We start from the raw sequence: 25,111 nt of genomic DNA, 5'->3' as shown, positions 1-25,111 counted from the left end.
GCTGACGAGATGAGCGGGATGCACCAGGACTTCATCAAGGGCACGGACGCGCAGCAGCGACGCGTCACCGTGATCGCCGCGCTCGTCGTGGTCGCTGTCGTCGTGGTGACCACAGTCGCCGGTATCACCCTGTCCGGCAACGGCAATGAGGGATCGGTGCACTTCAGCATCGACACCCCGAACGTGGCGCCCGGAGTGAAACCCGGCACCAAAGTAATCCTGCATGGGGCCGAGGTCGGGTCGATCACCGACGTCACCGCCATCCATGGCAACCAGGTGCGCCTGGCCGTCCGGCTCGCCGACGGCAAGGCCCGCGGACTCACCGATTCGTTCAGCATCGACTTCCGCCCCGCGAACTATTTCGGGGTCACGGCCCTGAATCTCACACCCGGAACCGGCGGCGGCCGACTGCACAACGACCAGCGCTACCCCCGGATATCGACCGGCGACTACACGATGTCGACGATGATCGAGCGAGGCTCCATCATCGCCGTCGACACTCTGTCCAACCAGATGGTCCAGATCCTCGACAAGGTGCTGCAGTACACCGACGGCCTCACTCCGCTGATGCATGCCGGTCTGATCTTCACCGACCTGATCGCGAAGACCCAGAAGGCCCTGCCGGCCAACCTGATCCAGAATGCCGATGCCATCCTCGACACCACGCCCGACTTCATGAGACAGACCATCGACGGCATGTTCACCGTCTTCCAGGGCAAGTACAACCGGCAACCCGACGGGACCATCGCGCCCAACCTGGAAGTCCTGGCGCATTCTGATCAAGGTTTGGCCCTCGGCAGTGGGTCGCTGTTCTCCGCAGTCGGAAAGCTACTCAAGTCGCACTCCGCCGACCTGACACCCGCGGTCACCGAGGTGAAGGCATTCTCCGACGTCGTCCCCGGCATGCTCGACGGCGGCAGCATCGGACCGAATCTCCGCACGGTGCTAGCCCGGCTGACGGCCGCCTTCGGCGGCACGGGCGGCAACCCGAGCCTGCGGCTGCGAATCATCGTCGACGATCTGCCGTCGATTGCGGCCCCGCTGTCGCTGGCCGGACTGATTCCCCAAGGGCGGCCCTGATGCGGATCACCAAGTCATCCCTGTGGGCGTTGGCCAAGCTCGTTGTCGCCGCCGCGATCTCGGCGATACTCCTGATCGTCATCATGAACGCGGCGGTCAATCCGGTGAACCGCAAGACCACCACCTACACCGCCGATTTCTCCGACGTCTCCGGACTGAGTGCCCGCGGCGATGTCCGGGTGCGCGGCGTGCAGGTCGGAAAGATCACGTCGATCAAGACGATTCGCCAGGGTGACCAGGCACTCGCGCGGGTGACCTTTACCGCGGACCGCGCACACCCGGTCACCGACCGCACCGAACTCGCAGTCAAGTATCAGAACCTCACCGGAATCCGCTACGTCGACATGGTCACCGCTGCCGGCGGTGTCCCCGTGCGTCACGTCGATATACAGCACACGACACCGTCTTTCGACATCACCCAGCTCTTCAACGGGCTGCAACCAGTATTGGTCACGCTGAACACCGACCAGATCAACACCATCAGTCAGAACGCGATCACCCTGCTGCAGGGCGACGGGTCCGGCCTGGCGCCGATGCTCGACAGCATCCAGAAGCTGGGTGACTACGTCCACAACCGGGAACAGGTGATCTCCACCTTGGTCGACAATCTCGCCCGCATCTCCGACAGTCTCGGCGGCAAGTCCGACAACGTCATTCAGGTCCTGCACGATATCGAGCTGCCCGTGGACAACGCGATCGACGTGCTCGACGAATTCACCAAGACCTCGATCCAGGGTCCGATGTTCATGCGGCCCGTCGACTCCATCATCAAGAATCTCGGGTTCCGCGGCGACCTCGACGTCAACGCCTGGCTGGCGCACGTCTTCGGCTCGGTCAATGATTTCGCGACGTCGCTACGGCTGCTGCCCGCCACGTTCGGGATCCTGCAGTCGCCGCAACTGACCATCGGCGCGCCGAGCACCTATAAGTGTTCGCACGGCGCCGCGCGTCTCCCGGACGACGTCACCATGCTGCTGGGCGGAACCGGGGTGGTCGTATGCAACCCGTAGCCACGCTGCGTTCCCTGGGCCGCCGGGTGCGGGGGGCATGGTCGAACGAATTCCGCGTCGGCATCATCGCGCTCGTCGTCACCGCCCTCGTGGTCGCCGTGACCGTGCTGCTGTACGCCCATCCGCTGCACCAGCAGACCATCCGCTTCACCACCAACGACGTCGAAGCCATCAAGGTCGGCGACGACGTGCGGGTCGCCGGCATCCACGTCGGCAAGGTCACCGGGCTCACGCTGCGTCCCGACAATGTCGAGGTGCGGGCCCGGCTCAACGACGATGTCTTCGTCGGTGACGAGAGCCGTATCGAGGTGCGGATGTTGACGGCAGTCGGCGGCTACTACGTGACCGTCCTGCCGGCGGGGCAGAACGCGTTGGGCAACACCGTGATTCCGATGTCGCGGGTGACGGTCCCCTACTCCATCGCAGATATCCTGCAGCAGGTCCCGCGCGTCACCGATCAGGTCAGCGGCCAGGAACTCGACGCCAACATCAAGCAGGTGGCGGCCGGCCTGTCCGGCAACACCGCCGCCATCAGCTCGATGGTGTCGGGGCTCGACAGCATCGCCCGGATCATGGACCGCCAGCGACAGCAGGTCACCACCACCCTGGATCTGGCGCAGGAATATCTGAACACGTTCAACAAGAACCGCGAGTTCGTGTTCGCGTTGATCAAGAAGATCGAGATCGTGCTCACGCGCTACAACGCGACCTGGGCCGGCTTCAACGAGACCTACACCCTCCTCGGCGACGTGCTGACCCGCCTCGGACCGGTCAGCTGGTACTACTACGACAATCGCGCGCGGGTGAAGACCGCAGTCACCATCCTGCGCAACGGATTCCACGATCTTGAAGGCCGGGTCAGCCCGGTCATCGGCCAGCTGACACAGATCCTGGGTGCGCTCAAAGGTGTGATCGGCCCCGACGGCATGAAACAGGTACAGCAGAACGTCGTTCTCGCGACGGACGTGTGTGTGCCCGTCCCCGGAAAGGCGTGCTGATCAATGATCAAACGCAGGATCTGGCTGGCGGTGGTGATACTCACCGTCATTGCCGCCATCATCGCGCTGACGACGGTCTTCACCGGCATCGGCACCAAAAAGCAGGCGGGGTTCTGCGCCGACCTGCCCGATTCGATCGGCCTCTACTCCGGAAACCCGGTGACGCAGATGGGATATCGCGTCGGCACCGTGGGATCGATCAAGCCGGCGGGTGACCACGTGCGGGTATCGTTCGAACTCACCGGCGACCGCCGTTATCCGGCCGATGTCAAGGCCGTCACCCGGTCCAAGACGCTGCTGACCGACCGGACGCTGGAACTGGTCGGCAACTACGACGGCGGCCCGCGACTCACGGCCGGCAGCTGCATCTCGCTGGCCAACAGCATGACTCCAAAGAGCCTGTCCGCGATCACCGGATCGGCTGCCGACTTCATCGACGCCGTCTCGCCGGTACAGACCGATTCGATCACCACGGCGATCGCCGGGCTGACCGATTCGCTCCGCGGAAAGGGCACCAGCGTCAACGATCTGATGCTGACCGCCTCACGCGCGATGGCCAACCCCGATCACCTGGTGTCCGACATCGGTTCCATCATCAACGATTTCGCGCCGCTGAGCGCCACCACACTCGACAATTGGAGCACGCTCAAGCAGACCTTGGGCGTACTCCCAGAGGATCTCGCCGTCGGCGCCCACGGCCTGTGGGACGGCGTCACCGCGTTCATCGGCGGCATCGGACCGCTCCTCGCGGATCTGTATGACGTGCAGACGAACTACGGCGACGACATCAACACGATGCTCGGGTATGTGTCGGTCGGATTGCACATGGCCGCCAGCCAATCCGGCGAGATCAAGAATCTCTTGTCCGGGATCCCAATGGTGACGACGGCGATTCGCCGTGGCGCCTCCGCCCCGTCGATACAGGTCCGACCCCCGCAGGTCCAGGTCCGCTCGCCCGAGCCCGCGGCGCTGTGCGCGTCGCTCAACCGGGTCTCGCCGCACAGCTGCGCGGTCGCGGGCGGCAACGCCCGGATCGCCGACCTCGGCGTGCTCGACTGGGTACTGGCAGGTCAAAAATGATGCGATACAACCGAGTCCGCGCCATCGGGGTAGCCGTCACCACACTCGCCGCCACCGTCTCCCTCTCGGCGTGCTCACTGGGGCCCAATGATCTGCCACAACCCGGGGCGAGCGTCGGCTCCGGATACAACCTGACGATCACGTTCGCCAGCGCGCTGAACCTCCCCGGCGACGCGAATGTCATGCTCAACGGGTTACGGGTAGGTGAGGTCAAGAGTGTTCGCACGACGCCGGCGGCGGTCGACGTCTCGGTCCGCATCAAGAACGGCACGAACATTCCCTCGACCACCACCGCCGAAATCCGGCAGGACACCGTACTCGGCGACACCTACATCGCCCTGAATGAGAGGGCGACATCCGAGACCGCCGCGGACCTTCCTGCCGGCGGGCGGATTCCGATCAACCAGACGACCTCCCCACCACAACTCGAGGACACCCTCGCCGTGCTGGCGAACTTCGTCAACGGCGGCAACATCCAGAGGGTCGAGAACACCATCCGCAAGATCAACACCGTGATGCCGAATCTCACCGATCTGCACGGACTCGCATCGACAGTGTCCAAGGACCTGCAGAACCTGTCGATCAACACCGACTCGATCGACGCGTTCCTCGGCGGCATGATCCGCACCGGCTCTGCCATCAACGACCGCACCAGCCAGATCTCGCTGATGCTCTCCGACCAGGGCATGGTCTTCTGGAAACTGTTCCCCAAGGACATCATTGCCCACATCGGCACGCTGCTGCCCTCGGTCGGCAGCATCTTCGAAGGCGGCAACTGGATGGTGCCCATGCTCGACTCCGTCGCCACAACCATTGCCACAGGCCGCGGAGTCGGGCTCGACGTATGGAACGACAGCGACCGCATCGCAGGCTTCCTGCACAACATCATCATCCCGTTCGCGGCCCGGCCATCGGTCGACGTCACCTCCGTCACGACACCGAACGGCCAGCAGCTGAACGACCTGCAGAACATTCTCCGGATGCTGGGTGCGGCCCGATGAACACCAAAACCGCGCTCTCGATCGCCGCGATGCTCGTGACATCCGTTGTGGCACTGGTGTACATGGTGGCACTGGGCCTGCCCGTACATCCGTTCCAGAAGACGCGGAATGCGTCGATGATGGTCACCGATACCAACGGGCTGGTGGTGGGCTCGCATATCCTGTTGCGCGGCATCGACATCGGCGAGGTCACCGCTATCCATCCGGACTCCCAGGCGGTTCGCGTCGACCTGAAGTACCAGAGCAAGTATCGACTCCCGGTCGACAGCACGTTCCGCGTCGACAATCTGTCCGCTCTCGGCGAGACATACATCTCGGTGCTTCCCAGCGGTACCGCGGGCCCATACCTCGCGAACAACGATCGCATCGATTCCAGTCGGGTGACGGTCCCGACCACGATCAGTGAGCTATCCGCACGATTCACCCGACTTCTCAATCAGCTGAACTCCAAACAGATTCAGTCGATTATGGCCGAACTGAACACCTCGCTGCCCGACGGCACCGAGACCATCGGAACGATCCAGCGAGCGTCGGCCCTCACCGCGGCCATGCTCGACAGCACATCGGGATCCATGACCGACGTGCTGAAGAACGCGCAACGAATGCTACTCGACAGTTCTTTCCTCCCTCGTGGGCTGTCCGGTGCCGCCGTCCACATCCTGGAATTCAGCAAAGGGTTCAACAACACAATGACCACAGCCGTATCGACAACCCTGATATCCCCATTACCCGATGCGCTCTCAAAGGGCACCGGCCCCCTGTTGAACAACCTGCAGGCCTTCCTCGACCGCTCGGGCTCGGACATCAAAGTCCTGGCCGTCGATACCCTTCCCGCCGCCATGGCCGGCGCGCAGGCCCTGAGCACGATCAACCTCGGGACCCTGCTCGACCGCGCCATGGCCGCGACATCCACCGGCGACGCCGTCACCATCCACCTGAGCGCCCACCCCTAGCGAGCCGCCATGCGATCCCGATGAATGCATGAACCGCAACGACAACCCCGATCCCCTCCCAGACCCGACACCGACAGAGGCAAAGGAGCCCGACATGGCCGTCACGACAGACACTTCCGCCGACACACCCACCACCGACGACACCGGTGTGGAGGCCGCCCCGGTCGCTCACGCGGACGCCGGCGACACCAAAACGTCGAGTAAAGAACGCGCCACGCGGCGCATCGCCGACTCCGGACGCAAGGTCGGCGACTACCAGATCAGCCTGAAGACGATGGCCGCCGCCGCCCTCGCGGTCGCTCTGATCGCCGTTGCGGCAGTGTCCATCTGGATGTGGGTCGACAAGTCCGACCAGCTCGACGCGATGAAGTCCACGGCCGCCGGCAACGCGCACGCCGAACAGGTCGCCACCGACTACGCGGTCGGCGCGGCCCAGATGGACTATCAGAAGATCAACGACTGGCAAGCCCGCCTGACCAAGGGAACCAGCCCGGAGCTGGCCAACCGGCTCACCCAGGCCGCCACGTCCATGCAGCAGATCATCGCACCGCTGCAGTGGTCGTCGACGTCGACTCCCATCAGTGCCAAGGTCCGGTCGGAGTCCGGTGGCGTCTATGTCGTGGACACCTTCGTCAACGTCGTCACCAAGAACACCCAGGCACCCGACGGCGTGCAGTCGACCGCGACCTACAGCGTCACGATCGACCGCAACCACAACTGGCTCATCACCAACGTCGGCGGCATCGGGGCGATGCTCGGCAATGGCGGAACGAACAGCGGCGCACCGGCCGGCAACTGATTCCCGCTGGCCCCACAGCCCCCAGACCGGGGCCGACATCGCCAAGGTCCGGCTCGACGCACCGCCGGGCCGCAACGCGGACGCGGTCATCGAATGCGGTCGCGCACAGCTGAACTGACGATGACGTCAGTCGCAACTCAGGACAGGCCGAGCTTGCCGGCGAGCTTCGCCAGGTATCCGCGGGCCACGTCCTCGTCGTCGTCCGGCAGACCGTAGAGGACCTCCGAGACGCCGAGTTCCTTCCAGCGGGCGAGGCGTTCGGCGTCGGGACGCCCGTCGAGTAGCGTGACGTGTGGGTCGCCGTCGCGGCCGTGGTCGCGCCAAATGCGTTGCAGCTCCACGACGCTGTCCTCGACGCCGGTATCGCGGGGCGTCGAGATCCAGCCGTCGGCATTCTTGGCGATCCAGGTGAAGTTCTTCTCGGTGCCGCCCGCGCCGACGAGGATCGGCGGCCGCGGCTGCTGCACCGTCTTCGGCCACGACCAGCTCGGCCCGAACTTCACGAACTCGCCGTCGTACTCGGCGACCTCGTCGCGCCACAGCGCGGTCATCGCCTCGAGATACTCGCGCAGCATGGTGCGCCGACGCTTCGGCGGCACCCCGTGATCGGCCAGCTCGTCGAGGTTCCAGCCGAAGCCGACCCCCAGCGTGAGCCGTCCGGCCGACAGGTGATCAAGGGTCGCAAGCTGTTTCGCCAGTGTCAGCGGGTCGGACTGGACCGGCAATGCCACGGCGGTGGCCAGCCGGATCCGTTCGGTGACCGCGGCAGCACCGCCGAGCGACACCCACGGGTCCAGCGTGCGCAGGTACCGATCGTCCGGAAGCGACGAGTCGCCGGTGCCCGGATGGGCCGCCTCGCGCTTGGTGGGGATATGGCTGTGCTCGGGCACGAAGTACGACGCGAAGCCGGCTTCCTCGACGAGCCGCGCCACCTTGTACGGCGCCAGACCTCGATCGCTGGTGAACTGGACGATTCCGAATTCCATGCAAGCCTCATAACCGCACTAGACGAGAACACCTGACCAGACAGGAGTCTAGTCAGGTGTTCACGATTCGTCTAGAACGTGTTTCAGTTTTGCGGCCGGAAGTCAGCCCTGAGCTGCGGCTTCCATGTCGGAGATCTTCACGAACTTGACCCGACGACGACCGGCTTCCTTGCCGGCGGCCTTCTCAGCGGCGTCGATGTTCTTCCAGCCGGCACCATCGATGACGTTCGCGCCGCGACCCGTCACAAGGTCGACAACATCGTCGCGACTGCCCGACGGGGTCGGGGTCACGCCCTCGATGAAGTCCTCGATCACCGCGTGCGCGGTCTCCTCGCCGCACTGGCGGTTCCGGCCGATGCCACCGGTGGCACCCCGCTTGATCCAACCGGTCACGTACAGGCCCGGCACCTTCTGCCCGTCGGCGGCGTCGAGCACGCGGCCGCCCTCGTTCGGGATCACCCCGCGCACCTCATCGAACGGCACACCCTCGGCGACCGGCACACCCTTGTAGCCGACCGCCCGCATCACCAGCCCGGTCTCCAGGGTCTCGGTCTCGTCGGTGGCGGCGATCCCGACGCGGCCCTCGGCCTCGACGAACTCGTTGCGCACCAGGGTGATCGACTCCGCCTTGCCGTCACCCGCGATCGCGGTCGGCGACACCAGGAACCGGAACACCACCCGCTTGTTGCCGTCGGTCGCCGCACGGCCGGCGAAGTCGCGGGCGATGCGCAGGCGGGTCGAGATCGACGAATCCAGCGTCCCGGAGTCCTCTGCGCTCTGCGACTGGTTATCGAGGACCAGTTCGGCAGGATCGATGATCACGTCCACGCCGGGCAGGTCGCCCATCGCCAGGAATTCGCCGATGGTGAACGCGGCCTGCGCGATCCCGCGGCGGCCCAGGATCGCGACCTCACGGATATTGCTCGCGCGCAGCTTCTCCAACGCGTGATCGGCGATATCGGTCTTGGCGAGCTTGTCCGGATCATCGAGCAGGATCCGGGCCACGTCGAGAGCGACGTTGCCGTTACCCACCACGACCGCACGCTCGCCGGAGAGGTCGACATCGAAATCGACGTAATCGGGGTGACCGTTGTACCAGGCGACGAACGCGGTCGCCGAGATCGACCCCGGCAGATCCTCACCCTCGACACCCAGGTGCTTATCGGTCGGCGCACCCACCGCGTACACCACCGCGCCGTACCGCTCGGTCAGCTCGGCCGGGGTGATGTGCTCGCCGACGGTGACGTTGAGCAGGTAGTTGAAGTTCCGCTTGTTGGCGGTCGTGGCATACGTGGCCTCGACACCCTTGGTGGAGACGTGGTCCGGCGCGACACCGGCGCGCACCAGCCCGTACGGCGTCGGCAGCCGGTCGAACATGTCGACGGTGACGGCATTGTGCTTGACGAGCTCCTCGGCGGCGTAGAAAGCGGCCGGGCCTGCACCGACGATGGCGACCGACAGCTGCTGATCGGCAGGCAGCGGCTTGGCCTTGCGGGGCGGCACCAGCCCGCCCGACACGTCATGATCTGTGTAGTAGTCGGCGTTGATCTGCAGGTAGCGCTCGGTGTCATCGTTCAGGTTGTCGTCCGGGAAAATCGCCTCCACCGGGCACTCGTCGATGCACGCGCCGCAGTCGATGCAGGTATCCGGGTCGATGTAGAGCATCTCCGCCGTGGCGAAATCCGGCTCGTCCGGCGTCGGGTGGATACAGTTGACCGGGCAGACGCTGATACAACTCGCGTCGTTGCAGCAGGGCTGTGTGATGACGTGCGGCATACGAGTACTGACCTCTTACAGAAGTGAACGTGTTACCAACCTGCCGCCAATTTACCCTAGGTTCGACACCCCCCTAAGGTGGGTCGGACCTGGACGTATGCCTAGCTTGAAGCACGATGAGGACCCCGCGTGGGGGCACGAAGCGGACGCCGCGTGCACCGACACCGAACCGATGGGAGCACGACGCGTGACAACCCCCGATGCCGCCACCGAAGCAGCGCTGACCGGGCCGCTGGCCGACCCGCAGCCCCAGGCGCGGTTCTTCGAGCGCGACTACAAGCTGCGGACCGACACCGTCGACCAGAGCATGCGGCTGCGGCTGGACGGGACCGCGCGATTCCTGCAGGACATCGCGAACGAGAACATCGAGGTCGCCGAGTTCACCGACACCGATCCCTTCTGGATCGTCCGCCGCACCGTGATCGACGTGGTCGAGCCGATCAGCTGGCCCGGCGAGCTCCATCTGAGTCGCTGGTGCAGCTCGATGTCGACCCGGTGGACCAACATGCGGGTCACCGTCACCGCGCAGCATCAGACCAACCCGTTCAACCCGGAGCCGCGCCCTACCGGCCGCATCGAGTCCGAAGCCTTCTGGATCAACGTCAACGAGCAGGGCATGCCGTCGCGGCTCAGTGACATCGCCATCGAATTCCTGAGCCGCACCACCGAGGAGCATCGTCTGCGGTGGAAGTCCATGAACCCGGCGCCGCTGCCCGAGGCGTCCGACGGCGTCGACGGATCCCCGGCGGACCGCCTGCATCCGTTGCGAATCACCGACTTCGACCCGTTCAAGCATCTCAACAACGCCGCGTACTGGGAGCCGGTCGAAGAAGAACTGCTCGACCACCCGGATATCACCAAGGGCCGATTCCGCGCGGTCATCGAGTACCTGCGCGCCATCGACTATGCGGGCGGACACGAGGCGATCACCATCCGCCGCCGCCGCGAGGGGGATCAGCTGCGGATGTGGCTGCTCATCCCGGGCGCCGACGGCGAACTCGTCGTGGCGTCGACCGTGACGGTCACCAAACTGCCGGACGATTACTACCGCGCGGCCGACTAGAAGTCGTTGCCGAGCAGCAGTTCCATCAGCTTGGTCGGTGCCGCACACGGATCGGCGCTGCTGGGCCCCTCGACGAACCAGGTGTAGATGCCGCCGGTCGGCGCATTGGCTGTGACGCCACACATGTTGCCGCGCTTGGGGTTCTGCTGAGTGAACGCGCCGTACTCATTGATCTTGACGTTCTCGGTGGTATAGCCCAGCCGCTGCGCGATCCGCTTCTCGGTCGGCATATTGTCGGTCTCGAACCAGTTGAAGGTGACGTACACGTTGCCGCCGGGGCTCGCCACGACCCACCGGCAGATGGCGCCGCTGAAGGTGTTCTCGGCGTAGCCGCCGCCCACCGCCTCGGCCAGCTTGTCCTTGTTCAGGCGATCGCATTCGACCTGCAGCTGCGGATAGTCACCGGTCCGCACGTCGCCGCCGTCGGTGATCTTGACGGACGGCGAATCCCCCGCGCCGGTCGCCCGACCGACCGTGCGCTGCGCGAGCGTCGTCACCGCCGCCTGCGTGTCGAACCCCTGCTGCGACGACCCCGCGCGCACCGACCACTCGAAGAAATCCTGGCCGAAGGCGATGCCGATCTCGGTGAGCCCGTATGTCTTTGCGATGAATCCGGTACCGCTGCCGATCTTGATGGTCTGCACCGAGTCACGACTGAGCTGCTCGGTGGCGCGCTCCCGACCGATCGGGCTGCCGCGATACCAGTTGAACGAGAACGCCGCGTCCGGCTGCGACGCCGACGTCCAATCGCACACCGTGCTGTTGTCGACATTCATCGTGAGATCGCCCAGTCCGACGACCTGCTGCAGCTCAGCGGTGCTGATGCCGCCGCATTCGGAGAGGAACGGGCCGGCACCGGGGCGTCCGGTCTCGGTCGGCGCCGTGGCCACGGTCGGATTGGACTTCTTGCCGCCGCCTGAGCAGGCCCCCGTCAGCAGCACGACGATCACGAGTACGGCGACGGTCGCAATGCTGATCCGGCTGCGAGGCTTCACGACTGGCAGTCTAGGTCAGCCGGGCGCTTCGGGGCCGCGTAGTCGGTCGAGCGCACGACGGTCACGCTTCGTCGGTCGGCCGGCACCGCGGTCGCGGACCGCGACGACCGGCACGAACTCCTTCGGAGGCGGTTTCGGCGTCTTGTCGAGATAGCAGCCGACGGCGATCGGCGCACCGACCCGCTTGCTGACCAGCCGCACCACCTCGACGATGCGCTCATTGGGCACGGCCACATTTCCCCTCGCGGCGCTCGACCGCGGCGCGACGGGCATCCGGACCCGCACCTCGTCGCCCTCGACGAGACTCTGCGCCGGCTTGGCCGTGACACCGTTGACCCGAACATGTCCGGCACGGCAGGCCGACGCCGCAGCCGACCGGGTCTTGGTCAGCCGCACCGACCACAGCCAGCTGTCGACGCGCACGCTCACCGCACCGACGGTACCCGCCGCGGGTCCGGCCCGATCAGTGCATCGGACAGCCCGACGGGGTGCTCGGGGTCTGGTCGTGATGCCGGTAGGGCGTGCCCTGGACCCCGGCACGGCGGGCGGCGATCTTGGCGGACTTCACGTTTCGCAGCCACATCGGATCGCTGTATCGGGCGCGGCGCTCCAACCGCCACTGCGCGCCCGGCAGCGCGTCCAGGAGCATCCGCTGCTTCACGTTGGCGTGCACCGCGAGTCCGGTGAGAAACTTCCACGGTTGGATCCGCACGCCGCGGTAGTGCGTCGAATCGACAAGCGATCGCGCCAACCCGTCGCCCGAGTAGTAAGCGACCATGCCGATCACCGGTCCCACCGCGGCCCGCATCGCCGCCCCGGCGATCCCGGGAACCTTGTCGATGTTGTCGGCGGCCGCACCGGTCATCTCGGCCGACCAATCCGTCGGCCCACCCGCGGTGCGAACCATGTAGTCGGCCAAAATGATTCCGTCTTCCGCGGTCGTCGGAATGATGGCCGGGGTGACGCCGAACAAGTACGCGATATACGACCAGTAGCGCATCACCAGGTCCATCTGCCGCGTCGTCTTGCGGCGCCCATGGTTGTGGTCGATGACCATCGGCAAGAGCCCGAACGTCACCGCCGCCCCCATCGTGGTGCTGGTGGATATCGGGTTGCCGTGGAAGTCGAAATGCTCGTCGCCCCAGGAACGCCGCAATCCCAGCCGCACCTGCGAATGCATCAGCCGGACCCGGACGGTGTCCTTGAACTCCGGACTGAATCGATCGATGAACTCCGGCTTCGTCGCATCGAAGAACCATTTGGCGGTTTCCACGTTGCGGACGATCGGGGCATTGACGAATCGGCCGGTCGCGCCGGTCGCCGACGACACCTCCGCCCCGACGAAGGTGCCGATCGCATCCTGGATCCCCATGCCGAACTTGCCGGCCAGCGAACAATCGATCCAGAGTTGCCGGCCCCGCTCCCATTCCACCGGATCATGCCACTGCGGGGGGTTGTCCAACGCGGCGAAGAGATTCCGCAGCGGCTCCGGCGCCTCCCCGAGACTGTCGATCCCGTCATCGAGGCCCTGGTCCAGTAGTCGCCGGCCTTCGGCGACTCCCACTTCCCGCATCCACAGCACCACGTTGTCCATCAGCTCGTCGCCCTGCCAATAGTGGTCGACGAACAGATCCAGCAGGTCCTGCTGATCCTTCGACCGCGTCGTCGGGAGGAAGCCGGCGAACACCCCGAGGTCCCATTTCGGATCCGGCACCAATCGCGGCGGCGCGGGCCGAAGTTCGTCTCCGGGGCGGTGATAGAAGTCGTATCGATGCCTGGATCGATCGGTGGCTCGCGAATTCGCCTCGGCGACAGTCGACATCATGCGCTCCTCGGGATCGAAATGGGTCGGGATCTGTCGTCCTCGACTCGGGCTTTGGCCTGCTCCACTTCTCGCAGCTCGCCAAGGGCGCGGGGCGCGTTGAGCATGAGCTTGCCCAGCCGCCGATAGTTCTTGAGAACCGTCGGCGAGGGCTGGGTGAATCCGACCGCCTGTTGCACCGGCGGCGGCATCATGTCCATGATCATCCAGTAGCCGAAGTTGTAGAACGGCTTGGACAGCTTGGCTTTCGGCGGGCGCATCAGCTGGATGTACTTGATGTTGTCGGCGTTGAGCCCCACCTGCGCGGCGGACGGCGACTCGACGAGCACCCGCTGGCACTCGGCCTTCGTGGCCGGCAGGTCGACCCCGCCGAGCGCCTCGCCGACCTTCGTGTAGTCGCGATAGAACTGGTCGAGATCGCTGCCGCGCAACGGCTTCGGGTGATACCGCTCGTGCGCTCCGGCCAATCCATCGACCACGGTCGCATAGGTCCAGCGGAAGAACTCGGGATCATCGGCGTCATAGCGTCGCCCGTCCGGCCGCTGCCCCTTGACCTTGCCGTGCATCGCTTTGACCGTGCGGCACAACGATTCGGCGGTCTCCGTGGAGCCGTAGACGACGCCGGTGAAGAACGAAAAGGTATGGCCGGCACGGATTCCCAGACCCTCGCCGGAGAACGTTCCCGATCGCACCGACCCGTCGTCGTTGCGACCCACCAGTTTCGAGTGGTCATAGACGGCGTATTGGATGTCCTGGTGCAGGATATCGATGATCGCGGTATTGATCATTCCGATGAACACCGACGGCGTGTGCATGTGCACATACCAGGCCGCACTGTCCGGCCCGAACCAGCCGGGATCGCCGGCCGGACCGTCGAACCGGGCCCGCTTGAAATAGTCGGGCCGCACCCATTCGAAGGCGGTGTCCATCGGGTTGAGCATCGACGCCGGCCGCCGCTTGATCTCCCGCAGGACCGGACGGATCACGTCGGGGGTCGGGCCGTCGTCGATCGGGACGAGCTTTCGAACCAAAAACTCCCATGTCTGCATGCAACCAACGCTAGAATTGAGCGATACTCGACTACCACTCACTTTTTGTGAGGCACGCCAATCTCTGGAGTCGCCTATATGTCCAGTTCACAGCGTAAGTCTCCGATCCAGAAACGGTCGGCGGCGACGATTGAGGCAATCCTTGACGCTGCTGCTCAGCTTTTGGATCGCGAGGGCTACCAGGAACTGTCGACCAATCAGATCGCCAAGGCCGCGCACGTCAGCATCGGGACCGTCTACCGCTACTTCGACGACAAGGACGCGATCATCAGCGCGCTGCGGAGTCGGGCCGAGGCGGACATCATGCATCGGATGGTGGCCGCGCTCGCCGCCGCGGCCTCAATGGACACCCCCGACGGGGTGCGGGCGGTGCTCACCGCGCTGGTCGACGCGATCGAGGATCACCAGGGGCTGATGACCGCGGTGATCAACGACATGCCGCTGGGCATCCAGTCGAATGTGCTGCCCAATATCGAGCAGCAGCTGTATCACATTGCCCGCCTTGGGCTTCTGCAGCGATATCCGAATCTGACCGAGACCGAGATCGAGGAGATGCTCTACCTCGGGATGGGAATGATGCTGCACGTGGCCTTGCGGATCGCCATCGGCCGTCCGGCCCATATGGACCGCGCCGCCCTGATCGAACGCGCCGCGCTGGCCGCCCTCATCGCGAGCCCACTCATCGGCGACCAGGCCGGTTAACCTGGCCCGAAGCGCCGACATCGAGACCGGAGGGAAGGTGTATCGGGTGCCGACACGATCACTCCCGCATCCAATGACGGGAAACCTCTTCGTCTCGCCCGTTCCACCGGGGACCGGATGGCCGGACGCTCCGGCGACCCCGAGCACACGATCCGCGGACGACGCCGCCGACGTCACGACATGGGCGGCCCAGGCCGCCACCCTGGATGAACTGAGCGCCGAGGTCTCGGTCTGCCGGGCATGCCCGCGCCTGACCGCGTGGCGGGAGACGGTGGCGCTGGAGAAGCGTCGCGCGTTCGCCGACCAGCCCTATTGGGGGCGACCGATTCCCGGATGGGGCGACCCGCACCCCCGGCTTCTTCTCATGGGTCTGGCCCCGGCGGCGAACGGGGCCAACCGCACCGGCCGCATCTTCACCGGCGACCGATCCGGCGACTGGTTGTTCGCATCGCTGCATCGGACCGGCCTGGCGACCCGGCACAGCAGCGAGCACGCGGGCGACGGCCAACAGTTGCTCAGCACCCGGATCCTGTGCACCGTGCGCTGCGCCCCTCCCGACAACAAGCCCACCGTCGCCGAACGCGCCACGTGTGCGCCGTGGCTGCTCGCGGAATGGCGTCTGGTGATGCCCACGGTGCGGGTCGTCCTCGCACTGGGCACCTATGGCTGGGACGCGAGCCTGCGGACGGCCCGCGAACTCGGATACGGGGTCCCATCCCCCAAACCGCGTTTCGGGCATGGAGCCCACGCCGAGTTACGCACGCCCGAGGGCGAGCCGGTGACACTGTTGGGCTGCTATCACCCCAGCCAACAGAACACCTCCACCGGCCGACTGACGACCGTAATGCTCGATACCGTGATGGCTCGAGCCGGCGACCTGGCCGGGCTTCGATAACCCGGCACCACACCGCGGCCCGACCAGGCAGACTCAGTGTATGCAGCGAATCTCCCTGGAAGCCCTCGCCCGCCAGCAGATCGAGCAGGCCGCTACGCGGGGTGGTGGGCATACCGCCGACACGGTCTACGGCGGACACGAAAAGGTACTGCGCCAGACGGTGATCGGCATGATCGCCGGCTCTCGACTCGGTGACCACCCGAATCCCGGCGAGGCCACCATTCAGGTCCTCTCCGGCCGGGTCCGATTGAATTTCGGAGACAACTCCTGGGAGGCACGCACCGGCGATCTGTTGATCGTGCCGGATGGCACCCACAGCCTCGACGCTCTGGAAGACTCCGCCGTGCTGCTGACCGTCGGCAAACTGCACTGACCGATATCCGGCGTCTACAGATCCAGGACGAGGGTCTCTCCCGGTCGCGCCCGGGACACGCAGATCATGATGCGTTGCCCGGCGGCCCGTTCGTCCGCGGTGAGGAACGAGTCGCGATGCTCGGGTTCGCCGCTCACCAGATTCTGTTCGCAGGTTCCGCAGATCCCGTTGCGGCAGAACGAATCGACCTCGACGCCGGCATCGGTGAGCACCTGCAGGATCGACCGGCCCGGCGGCACGACGAATGTGCGGCCATCGGACTCCAACCGCACGCTGAACGACCGGGTCGGGTCGGCGACCGGAGCACTACCGGTGGACGGCCGCGCGGGAGCCGCACGCCGACGTCCAGCGAACAACCCCATCTCGTCACCTCACTCCAGGTGTTGACACATTATCGTGTCGATGTTCCACAGGCTAGCAATGCCGCCCTGACCCGCGGCCCACACGGTAAGAATGAGCCATGCCCGAACAGCCATCCCGGCCCGACCCGATCGCCCAGGCCCGCGAGAACTGGACCGCCGCGGGTTGGGGTGACGTCGCGTCCGGCATGGTCACCGTGACCTCGGTGATGCGGGCGCATCAGATCTTGTTGGCGAAGGTCGAATCCGCCTTGCGCCCATGGGAACTCAGCTTCTCGCGTTTCGAGCTGCTGCGACTGCTGGCGTTCTCCCGACGCGGGTCGCTGCCGATCACCAGGGCCAGCAACCGCCTGCAGGTGCATGTCACCTCGGTCACCCACGCCATCCGCCGGCTCGAGGAGGCCGGGCTGGTCCGGCGACTGCCGCATCCGACGGATGGGCGGACCACGCTGGTCGAGATCACCCCGATCGGCCGATCGACCGTCGAGGAAGCGACGGTCGCGCTCAACGACGAGGTATTCGCGACCATCGGCATGACCACGAAACAGTCGGAGCAGCTGGTGGATTCGATCAACGCGTTGCGCCGATCGGTCGGCGATATCTGAATCCGGCCCGACCGGCGATCACTGCCAGAGCAGGCGAGCCGCCGTCTGCATGTTGCCCACCACCTCGTCGAGGTTTCGACTGCCGGCGGTCAGGTCGAGCAGACAGGCGATGAACACGTGGCCGATGACCAGCGCGGCGCCGTCGTCATCGGTCCACTGCTCGTCGGCCAGACAGGCGCGCACGAGCTCGACGAAGAGCGGCTTGTACGCCGCCACGCCGCCGCCGGCCTCGGCGCTCGGCGAGAACAACGCGGTGATGCCGGCCTCCAGCAGCCGCATCTCGTCTGCGGCCCAGCTGATCACGTCGGCGAATCCGAGCCCGACCCGTTCGGCCGCCGGACCCGACCGCGCCTTCCCGACCCGTCGCAGCCGGTCGACTGTCTGCGCCGCCCACTCCATCATCAGGTGCTGCAGCAGACCGTCTTTGGATCCGAAGTAGCGGTACACGGTCACCGGCGTGGTGCCGGACCGGTCCGCGACCTCACGGATCGTCACCCCCCTGTACCCGCCCGTAGAGGCCATCTCCCGCGCGGTCGCGGCGATGGCATCCCGACGGGCTAGCGCTTCCTCGTTCACGCGGCGAGCATAACGCGTTATACAACGCCAGCGCGGCAGTGAACCTGGTCATTCTCCGGCTCGCGCAGCTGCCGCTGACGGCAGCGGTCTGAACGTTGCCCTGAAACCCTGACCACAGCGCGCACTGAAGCCCGCATACGGGTTAAGACTGCTGAGCAGTCAGGATTTCAGGGCGCCCAGGCCTCAGCGCAGAGTCTGGATGATCGCGCTGAAGTCCTTGTCGGAGTGATCCTTCGCGAACTCCGCGTATAGCGCGGCGGCGTGGCGGCCCAATTCGGCGGTGGCGCCGGTGGACTCGATCGCATCCATGGCCAGCCCGAGATCCTTGTTCATCAGCGCGGTGGCGAAGCCGGGCGTGAAGTCGTTGTTGGCCGGCGAGGTGGGGACCGGGCCGGGTACCGGACAGTTGGTGTGGATCGCCCAGCAATTGCCGGTGGCGCCGGTGATGACGTCGAACAGCGCCTGGGCCGACAGTCCCAGCTTGTCGGCGAGGACGAACGCCTCGCCCGCGACGATCTGCTGGACCGCCAGCACCATGTTGTTGCAGATCTTGGCGGCCTGGCCCGCGCCGGCATCACCGCAATGAATCACCTTGCCCGCCATCGGTTCCAGGACCGGGCCGGCGGCCGCGAACTCCTCGTCGGATCCGCCGACCATGAAGGCCAGCGTCCCGGCGTCGGCACCCTTGACACCCCCCGAGACCGGCGCATCGATCTGCTGGTGACCGTGCTCGGCGGCCATCGCGTGCGCTTCCCGTGCGTCGTCCACGGAGATGGTCGAGCTGTCGATGAACAGCGAGCCCTTCGGCGCGGCCGGCAGCAGCTCGGCGTAGACCTGCTTCACCAGGGCGCCGTTCGGCAGCATGGTGACGACGACGTCGGCCTCCGCGACCGCCTCCGCTCCCGTGCCGAAGGTGGTGACCCCGTTGGCCTGTGCCGCGGCGACCGCCTCGGGCACCGGGTCGTAGCCGCGCACCGTGTGCCCGGCGGCCACCAGATTCTTCGCCATCGGTCCACCCATGTGGCCCAGCCCGAAAAATGCGATCGTGCTCATCGGAGATGCTCCTGCCGTGCTGCGTTCGTCGTCACTGAGTTCGGTATCAGGTGGCCTTGGCCGCCTCTGCGCGGCCCACCACCATTCGCATTATCTCGTTGGCGCCCTCAAGAATCCGGTTGACGCGAAGATCTCGCACAATCTTCTCGACACCGAACTCCGTCAGATAGCCGTAGCCGCCGTGCAGCTGCAGCGCCTTGTCGGCGACCTCGAAGCAGGTATCGGTGACGTACCGCTTCGCCATCGCGCACAGCTCGACCTTGTCGGGGTGGTCGGCGTCAAGCGCCGCCGCCGCCCGCCACAGCATCAGCTTCGACGTCTCCAGGCCTGTCGCCATGTCGGCGAGGGCGAAGCGAATGGTCGGCTCGTCGATCAGCTTGTGCCCGAATGCCTCCCGGTGATTCACATATGACCGCGCCGCCTCGTACGCGAACTGCGCCCCGCCCAGGGAGCAGGCCGCGATGTTGAGCCGGCCACCGTTGAGACCGTTCATCGCGACCCGGAACCCGATCCCCTCGCCCTCGGGCCCGCCGAGCATGTTGTCGGCGGGTACCCGAACATCCTCGAAGATCACCTGCGCGGTCGGCTGGTTGTGCCAGCCCATCTTCTTCTCCGGAGCTCCGAAAGACAGTCCCGGCGTTCCCTTTTCGACGATGAAGGCCGAGATGCCCTTCGGACCGTCGACGCCGGTGCGGGCCATCACCACGTAGACGTCGGACGCGCCGCCACCGGAAATGAACTGCTTGACGCCGCCCAGCACATACTCGTCGCCATCGCGAACAGCCTTGGTGGCCAGCGCCGCCGCGTCCGACCCGGCCGCCGGCTCGGTCAGGCAGTAGCTGGCGACCTTGTCCATCCCGACCAGCTGCGGCACCCACTCCTTGCGCTGCTCGTCGGTGCCGTAACTGTCGATCATCCAGGTGCACATGTTGTGGATGGACAGAAACGCCGCGGTGACCGGGTCGCCCTTGGCGAGCTCGGCGAAGATCCGCACCCCGTCGAGGCGGCGCAGCCCGCTGCCGCCCACGTCCTCCCGGGTATAGATCGCGGCCATGCCGAGCGCGGCGGCCTCGCGCATCTCGTCGACCGGAAAGTGCCGACGCTCCTCCCAGTCGAGGGAGTTCGGCGCCAGGCGCTTGCGCGCGAAGTCGGCTGCGGTATCGACGATGATCTGCTCGTCGGCGGAGAGTTCGAACACTGGAAGACCTCAGTCCATAGTCGGGATCACGAACTCGGCGCCGTCCTTGATGCCCGACGGCCAGCGCGAGGTGATGGTCTTGACCTTGGTGTAGAACTGGATCGAGGCCGGTCCGTGCTGGTTGAGATCACCGAATCCGGACCGCTTCCAGCCGCCGAAGGTGTGGTACGCCACCGGAACCGGGATCGGCACATTCACGCCGACCATGCCGACCTGCACCCGCGCGCAGAAGTCGCGGGCGGCGTCGCCGTCCCGGGTGAAGATCGCGACACCGTTGCCGTACTCGTGCTCGCTTGGCAGCGCCAGCGCTTCCTCGTAATCGTGGGCACGCACGATGCACAGCACCGGACCGAAGATCTCGTCAGTGTAGATCGACATGTCCGTGGTGACCCGATCGAAAAGCGTTGGGCCGACGAAGTATCCGCCCTCCAGATTCTCATCGCCGAAGGTCAGGTCGTCGCTGGCGCGCTCGCGGCCGTCAATCACCAGCTCGGCGCCCGCGGCCACGCCCTGGCCGATGTAGTCGATGGTCCGGTCCTTGGCGGCTGCGGTGACCAGCGGTCCGTAGTCGGCCTTCGGATCGTGGCTGTGACCCACCCGCAGCGCATTGACCTTGTCGATCAGCTTGGCGCGCAGGCGCTGCGCCGTCTGCTCCCCGACCGGGACCGCGACCGAGATCGCCATGCAGCGCTCGCCGGCGCTGCCGTATCCCGCACCCACCAGGGCATCGACAGCCTGATCCAGGTCGGCGTCCGGGAGGATGATCATGTGGTTCTTGGCGCCGCCGAAGCACTGCGCCCGCTTACCGTTAGCGGCCGCCGTCTCGTAGATGTACTGCGCGATGTCCGAGCTGCCGACGAATCCCACGGCCTGCACCGTCCTGTTGTGCAGCAACGCATCCACGGCCTCCTTGTCGCCGTGAACCACCTGGAAGACCCCGTCCGGCAGCCCCGCCTCGGTGAACAGCTCAGCGAGCCGCACCGGCACCGACGGGTCGCGTTCGCTGGGCTTGAGGATGAAGGCGTTGCCGCACGCCAGCGCGGGACCCGCCTTCCACAGCGGAATCATCGCCGGGAAGTTGAACGGCGTGATGCCCGCGACCACGCCGAGCGGCTGGCGCACCGAGTGCACGTCGATGCCGGCCCCGGCGTCCTCGGTGAACTCGCCCTTGAGCAGATGCGGAATGCCGATCGAGAACTCGATGACCTCGATACCGCGCTGCACGTCACCGCGCGCATCGGCGATCGTCTTGCCGTGCTCGATCGACAACAGCTCAGCCAACTCGTCCATGTTGGCGTTGACCAGGTCGACGAATCGCATCATCACCCGCGCGCGCCGCTGCGGATTCCACGCCGCCCACTCTCGTTGGGCGACCGCCGCCGTAGCCACCGCCGCGTCGACCTCGGCGGTCGATGCCATCGGGACCTGCGCCTGCACCGCGCCCGTACTCGGATTCATCACCTCGACGCTGCGACCGCTGGTGCCGTCGGCGCGTCGGCCGCCGAGATAATGCTGAATCTGCCTGATCGCTGCCATGACCCACCTTCGTCGAAAACGCACTGGCTGCACGAACCCCTTCTGCAGGGACACCCATCACGATATACTTGGATATCCTAGTAAGTCCAGAGGAGGCCCCGTGACCACTGCGACCCAGCGATTCCGAACCGCTCGAGACCTGTTGCTGCAACACGCAACCGACTATGAGACCGCCCGCGCGGCATTCGAGTGGCCGGAGCTGGACGAATGGAACTGGGCACTGGACTGGTTCGACGTCATAGCGGACGGAAACGACAAACCGGCGCTGTGGATCGTCGAAGAGGACGGCACCGAGGAGATCCACAGCTTCGCCGACCTGCGGACGCGCTCCAACCGGACGGCCAACTGGCTGCGCGACCGCGGCGTCGGGCCGGGCGACCGGATCGTCCTGATGCTGGCGAACCAGGTGGAGCTGTGGGAGGTGATGCTCGCCGCGATGAAGCTGGGCGCGGTGGTGATCCCCGCGACCACGCTGCTGGCCGAGGCCGACATCGCCGATCGCATCGATCGCGGCGGCGCCCGGCACATCATCGTCCGCGGCGAGCTGGCCGCCCGCGTGGATGCCGCGACGACTACCGAGCTGGACCGGATCGCGGTTGGACCGGGCGCCCCCGACGGCTGGACCGACTATGCCGAATCCCAAGAATCTGCAGCCGATTTCACGCCGAGCCACACCACGCGCGCCGACGACACCCTGCTGCTCTACTTCACCTCCGGCACCACGTCGAAGCCCAAGCTGGTGGAGCACACGCACGCCTCGTACCCGGTCGGGCACCTATCGACGATGTACTGGATCGGCCTGCGCCCCGGCGACGTACACCTCAACGTGTCCTCGCCCGGCTGGGCCAAACATGCCTGGTCGAACGTGTTCGCGCCGTGGATCGCCGAGGCCTGCGTCTTCATCTACAACTATCAGCGCTTCGACGCAGCGGCCCTGATGGCGCAGATGCAGCGGTGCGGCGTCACCAGCTTCTGCGCCCCACCGACGGTGTGGCGCATGCTGATTCAGGCCGACCTCGACGCGCTGACCATGCCGCCGCGGGTGGTCGTCGGCGCCGGCGAGCCGCTGAACCCGGAGGTGATCAATCGGGTGCGCGACGCGTGGGGCGTCACGATCCGCGACGGATTCGGCCAGACCGAGACCACGGTGCAGATCGCCAACACGCCGGGGCAGCCGATCAAGGACGGATCGATGGGCCGGCCATGCCCCGGCTACGCGATCGAGCTGGTCGACCCCGCGAGCGGCGAGGCCGGAGTCGACGAGGGCGAGATCTGCATCGACCTGTCGAAACGGCCGCTCGGGTTGATGGTCGGCTATCACGGCGACGCCGAGCGCACCGCGTCCGCGATGGCTGGCGGCTACTACCACACCGGCGATGTCGGATCCCGCGATGCGGACGGCTACATCACCTACGTCGGGCGCACCGATGACGTCTTCAAGTCGAGCGACTACCGGATCTCGCCGTTCGAGCTGGAATCGGTACTGCTGGAGCATCCGGCCGTCGCCGAGGCCGCGGTGGTGCCGGCGCCGGACGAGCTGCGACTATCGGTACCGAAGGCGTATGTCGTTCTGGCCGAGGGCTTCTCACCGGACGCCGAGACCGCGCGGGAGATCCTGCAGTACGGCCGCGACCACCTGGCCGGCTACAAGCGGGTGCGCCGGCTGCAGTTCGCGGAGCTGCCCAAGACGATCAGCGGGAAGATCCGCCGGGTCGAGCTGCGCCGCGCCGAGAACGACGGCACGGTATCCGCGGAATTCCGCGAGGAGATCCTCTTCGGCTGAGCCTCAACCGATCCCGCGCAGCTTCTCCAGCAGCCGCAGCCACACCTCGGCGGCCGTCGGATAGGACGGCACCGCATGCCAGAGCACGTCGATCGGCACCCGGCCGACGATGGCGACGGTCGCCGAATGGATCAACTCCCCGACCGACGGGCCGACGAAGGTCGCACCCAGCACCGTGTTTCGGGCCGTGTCGATCACCAGCCGGGCAAAGCCCGCGGCGTCGTCGCGCAGCAGCATCGCCCCGGCCACCGAGGAGAACTCGACCTCCACGACCGTGGTTCCGATGCCCCGCTCCCGCGCCTGGTCGGCCGTGAGCCCGACGGCCGCGACCTCCGGATCGGTGAAGATCACCTGCGGCACCGGCACGTCGCGCGGAGCGGACGGCCCTGCGCGTCCCTCGGCCCGGGCGGCGATCTCGTCGCCGACCAGCCTGGCCTGATACTTGCCCCAATGAGTGAGCTCCGGACCGAACGACGCGTCGCCGACCGCGTACAGCCAGTCGACGCCGGACAGTTCGTGCGGATCGTCGACACCGACCGTCTCCAGGCCCAGATCGTTCACCGCCGGTCGCCGGCCGGTGGCGACGAGAATCTCTGCGGCCGTGATGGTTTCGCCGTCCACCTCCATAGCGACTGGCGTCCCGCGGGGCCTGCCGACCTCGGTTGCGCCGACCGGGTCGCGCCGGCTCGCGGCGACCGTGGCCCCGGTGCGGACATCGACGCCGGCCGCGCGCAGCCCCGCCGTCACCCGCTCGCCGACCTCCGGATCGAAATTCGACAGCACCGTGCCGCGCACCACCATCGTGACGGCACAGCCCAATCCGGCCATCCAGGTGGCGGCCTCGCAGGCGACGACGCCACCGCCGACGATCACCAACGACTCCGGGACCTCCTTGACGGCCGTCGCATCCCGCGAGGTCCACGGCTGCAGATCGGCCAACGCGGCCGGCACGGCCGCCGTCGTACCGGTGGCGATCACCACGGCCTCCCGCGCGACCAGCATCCGCTCCCCGTCCGACCCGGCAACCCGGACCTGACGTTCGCCGGACACCGTTCCACGCCCGCGGATCACCGAGATCCCGGCCTTCTCCGCCCACCGCACCTGGCCCGCATCCGAGTAGTGCGCCGCCCACGAGTCGCGGCGTCGCAATAGCTCCGCCGCGTCGATCGCCACGGGTTTCACGATTCCGGACAAGTTCCGCGCGGTGTGAGCGACCTCGATCGGCCGCAGCAGCGCCTTGCTCGGCATACACGCCCAATACGAGCATTCGCCGCCGAGGAGTTCGTGCTCGACGATCGCGGCGGTGCGCGCCGACCCGGCGATCGCATACTGCGCGGCGTTCTCGCCGGCGGGTCCACCGCCGATGACGATCACATCGAAGACATTGTCGGGAGAGGCATCATCGGCGACCATCTCCCC

The 25,111-nt window shown here is 66.3% G+C and carries 25 protein-coding genes; 13 read left to right on the top strand and 12 right to left on the bottom strand.

Annotated elements, in window-relative coordinates:
- Positions 1-9 precede the first annotated feature (9 nt).
- The 7 genes from G341_RS0108390 (at position 10) to G341_RS0108360 (ending at position 6,921) form a co-directional block, all read left to right on the top strand.
- The gene (locus G341_RS0108390) at positions 10-1,080 is read left to right on the top strand and encodes an MlaD family protein (RefSeq protein ID WP_018178675.1); all 1,071 of its coding nucleotides are present in this window, start codon (positions 10-12) and stop codon (positions 1,078-1,080) included.
- Complete coding sequence (locus G341_RS0108385) at positions 1,080-2,090, top strand: MlaD family protein (RefSeq protein ID WP_018178674.1); 1,011 nt, start codon at positions 1,080-1,082, stop codon at positions 2,088-2,090. The genes G341_RS0108390 and G341_RS0108385 overlap by 1 nt, the downstream gene beginning before the upstream one ends.
- Entirely contained in the window at positions 2,078-3,088 is a 1,011-nt protein-coding gene (locus G341_RS0108380; protein ID WP_026303413.1) for an MlaD family protein, read from the top strand. The genes G341_RS0108385 and G341_RS0108380 overlap by 13 nt, the downstream gene beginning before the upstream one ends.
- Before the next feature lie 3 nt (positions 3,089-3,091).
- Entirely contained in the window at positions 3,092-4,168 is a 1,077-nt protein-coding gene (locus G341_RS21485) for an MlaD family protein (protein ID WP_018178672.1), read from the top strand.
- Positions 4,168-5,169: an MlaD family protein gene (locus tag G341_RS0108370; protein WP_162140707.1), complete on the top strand. Its 1,002-nt coding sequence runs from the start codon at positions 4,168-4,170 to the stop codon at positions 5,167-5,169. Before G341_RS21485 ends, G341_RS0108370 begins: the two co-directional genes overlap by 1 nt.
- Positions 5,166-6,122, top strand: coding sequence for an MlaD family protein (locus G341_RS0108365; RefSeq protein WP_018178670.1), 957 nt, complete (start codon positions 5,166-5,168; stop codon positions 6,120-6,122). The genes G341_RS0108370 and G341_RS0108365 overlap by 4 nt, the downstream gene beginning before the upstream one ends.
- A 94-nt stretch (positions 6,123-6,216) precedes the next feature.
- On the top strand, positions 6,217-6,921 hold the full coding sequence (locus G341_RS0108360) for a hypothetical protein (RefSeq protein ID WP_018178669.1): 705 nt from the start codon (positions 6,217-6,219) through the stop codon (positions 6,919-6,921).
- 137 nt (positions 6,922-7,058) lie between these two features.
- Here the strand turns inward: G341_RS0108360 and G341_RS0108355 are convergent, their stop codons facing one another.
- Positions 7,059-7,907 (bottom strand): LLM class F420-dependent oxidoreductase, encoded by an 849-nt coding sequence (locus G341_RS0108355; protein WP_018178668.1) that lies wholly within the window; start codon positions 7,905-7,907, stop codon positions 7,059-7,061.
- A 102-nt stretch (positions 7,908-8,009) separates the two neighbouring features.
- Positions 8,010-9,683, bottom strand: a complete 1,674-nt coding sequence (locus G341_RS0108350; RefSeq protein ID WP_018178667.1) for an FAD-dependent oxidoreductase — start codon at positions 9,681-9,683, stop codon at positions 8,010-8,012.
- A 172-nt stretch (positions 9,684-9,855) separates the two neighbouring features.
- On the opposite strand from G341_RS0108350, the gene G341_RS0108345 reads away from it, so the two are divergent.
- The gene (locus G341_RS0108345) at positions 9,856-10,746 is read left to right on the top strand and encodes an acyl-ACP thioesterase domain-containing protein (RefSeq protein ID WP_051092709.1); all 891 of its coding nucleotides are present in this window, start codon (positions 9,856-9,858) and stop codon (positions 10,744-10,746) included.
- On the opposite strand, the gene G341_RS23015 is transcribed toward G341_RS0108345, so the two are convergent.
- From G341_RS23015 to G341_RS0108325, 4 genes are read right to left on the bottom strand one after another with little or no spacing between them, the layout of a single operon-like run.
- The gene (locus tag G341_RS23015; protein ID WP_018178665.1) at positions 10,743-11,741 is read right to left on the bottom strand and encodes a DUF3558 domain-containing protein; all 999 of its coding nucleotides are present in this window, start codon (positions 11,739-11,741) and stop codon (positions 10,743-10,745) included. The two genes, G341_RS0108345 and G341_RS23015, sit on opposite strands and share 4 nt — an antisense overlap.
- Positions 11,742-11,756: 15 nt before the next feature.
- Positions 11,757-12,170, bottom strand: a complete 414-nt coding sequence (locus G341_RS0108335; protein WP_018178664.1) for an RNA-binding S4 domain-containing protein — start codon at positions 12,168-12,170, stop codon at positions 11,757-11,759.
- A gap of 34 nt (positions 12,171-12,204) precedes the next feature.
- The gene (locus G341_RS0108330; protein ID WP_081622479.1) at positions 12,205-13,563 is read right to left on the bottom strand and encodes an oxygenase MpaB family protein; all 1,359 of its coding nucleotides are present in this window, start codon (positions 13,561-13,563) and stop codon (positions 12,205-12,207) included.
- Positions 13,563-14,612, bottom strand: a complete 1,050-nt coding sequence (locus G341_RS0108325) for an oxygenase MpaB family protein (RefSeq protein WP_018178662.1) — start codon at positions 14,610-14,612, stop codon at positions 13,563-13,565. Before G341_RS0108325 ends, G341_RS0108330 begins: the two co-directional genes overlap by 1 nt.
- Positions 14,613-14,690: 78 nt before the next feature.
- Here G341_RS0108325 and G341_RS0108320 point away from each other — a divergent pair, with 78 nt between their 5' ends.
- The 3 genes from G341_RS0108320 to G341_RS0108310 all read left to right on the top strand — a co-directional run bounded on the left by G341_RS0108320 (position 14,691) and on the right by G341_RS0108310 (position 16,582).
- A complete protein-coding gene (locus G341_RS0108320; protein WP_043450972.1) occupies positions 14,691-15,314 on the top strand; it encodes a TetR/AcrR family transcriptional regulator in 624 nt (207 codons plus the stop codon).
- A gap of 73 nt (positions 15,315-15,387) precedes the next feature.
- Positions 15,388-16,209: a uracil-DNA glycosylase gene (locus G341_RS0108315; protein WP_018178660.1), complete on the top strand. Its 822-nt coding sequence runs from the start codon at positions 15,388-15,390 to the stop codon at positions 16,207-16,209.
- A gap of 40 nt (positions 16,210-16,249) precedes the next feature.
- On the top strand, positions 16,250-16,582 hold the full coding sequence (locus G341_RS0108310; protein WP_018178659.1) for a cupin domain-containing protein: 333 nt from the start codon (positions 16,250-16,252) through the stop codon (positions 16,580-16,582).
- A gap of 14 nt (positions 16,583-16,596) precedes the next feature.
- On the opposite strand, the gene G341_RS0108305 is transcribed toward G341_RS0108310, so the two are convergent.
- Positions 16,597-16,944 carry a 2Fe-2S iron-sulfur cluster-binding protein gene (locus G341_RS0108305; RefSeq protein WP_018178658.1) on the bottom strand — a complete coding sequence of 116 codons (348 nt, stop codon included), beginning with the start codon at positions 16,942-16,944 and terminating at the stop codon, positions 16,597-16,599.
- Between the two features lie 98 nt (positions 16,945-17,042).
- On the opposite strand from G341_RS0108305, the gene G341_RS0108300 reads away from it, so the two are divergent.
- Positions 17,043-17,546, top strand: coding sequence for a MarR family winged helix-turn-helix transcriptional regulator (locus G341_RS0108300; RefSeq protein ID WP_018178657.1), 504 nt, complete (start codon positions 17,043-17,045; stop codon positions 17,544-17,546).
- An 18-nt stretch (positions 17,547-17,564) separates the two neighbouring features.
- Here the strand turns inward: G341_RS0108300 and G341_RS23010 are convergent, their stop codons facing one another.
- From G341_RS23010 to G341_RS0108280, 4 genes are all read right to left on the bottom strand, one after another.
- The gene (locus G341_RS23010) at positions 17,565-18,122 is read right to left on the bottom strand and encodes a TetR/AcrR family transcriptional regulator (RefSeq protein WP_081622471.1); all 558 of its coding nucleotides are present in this window, start codon (positions 18,120-18,122) and stop codon (positions 17,565-17,567) included.
- Between the two features lie 183 nt (positions 18,123-18,305).
- Positions 18,306-19,175 (bottom strand): 3-hydroxyisobutyrate dehydrogenase, encoded by an 870-nt coding sequence (gene mmsB / locus G341_RS0108290; RefSeq protein ID WP_018178655.1) that lies wholly within the window; start codon positions 19,173-19,175, stop codon positions 18,306-18,308.
- A gap of 46 nt (positions 19,176-19,221) precedes the next feature.
- Positions 19,222-20,373: an acyl-CoA dehydrogenase family protein gene (locus tag G341_RS0108285; protein ID WP_018178654.1), complete on the bottom strand. Its 1,152-nt coding sequence runs from the start codon at positions 20,371-20,373 to the stop codon at positions 19,222-19,224.
- Positions 20,374-20,382: 9 nt separating this feature from the next.
- Positions 20,383-21,909: a CoA-acylating methylmalonate-semialdehyde dehydrogenase gene (locus G341_RS0108280; protein ID WP_018178653.1), complete on the bottom strand. Its 1,527-nt coding sequence runs from the start codon at positions 21,907-21,909 to the stop codon at positions 20,383-20,385.
- A gap of 100 nt (positions 21,910-22,009) precedes the next feature.
- Here G341_RS0108280 and G341_RS0108275 point away from each other — a divergent pair, with 100 nt between their 5' ends.
- The gene (locus tag G341_RS0108275) at positions 22,010-23,692 is read left to right on the top strand and encodes an AMP-binding protein (protein ID WP_043450969.1); all 1,683 of its coding nucleotides are present in this window, start codon (positions 22,010-22,012) and stop codon (positions 23,690-23,692) included.
- 3 nt (positions 23,693-23,695) lie between these two features.
- Here G341_RS0108275 and G341_RS0108270 read toward each other — a convergent pair whose 3' ends face one another.
- Positions 23,696-25,105: a dihydrolipoyl dehydrogenase family protein gene (locus G341_RS0108270; protein WP_018178651.1), complete on the bottom strand. Its 1,410-nt coding sequence runs from the start codon at positions 25,103-25,105 to the stop codon at positions 23,696-23,698.
- Between the last annotated feature and the right edge of the window lie 6 nt (positions 25,106-25,111).

The organism is Jongsikchunia kroppenstedtii DSM 45133, from assembly GCF_000380485.1.
Lineage (GTDB): Bacteria > Actinomycetota > Actinomycetes > Mycobacteriales > Mycobacteriaceae > Jongsikchunia > Jongsikchunia kroppenstedtii.
This window is presented reverse-complemented; position numbering and strand designations above follow the sequence as displayed.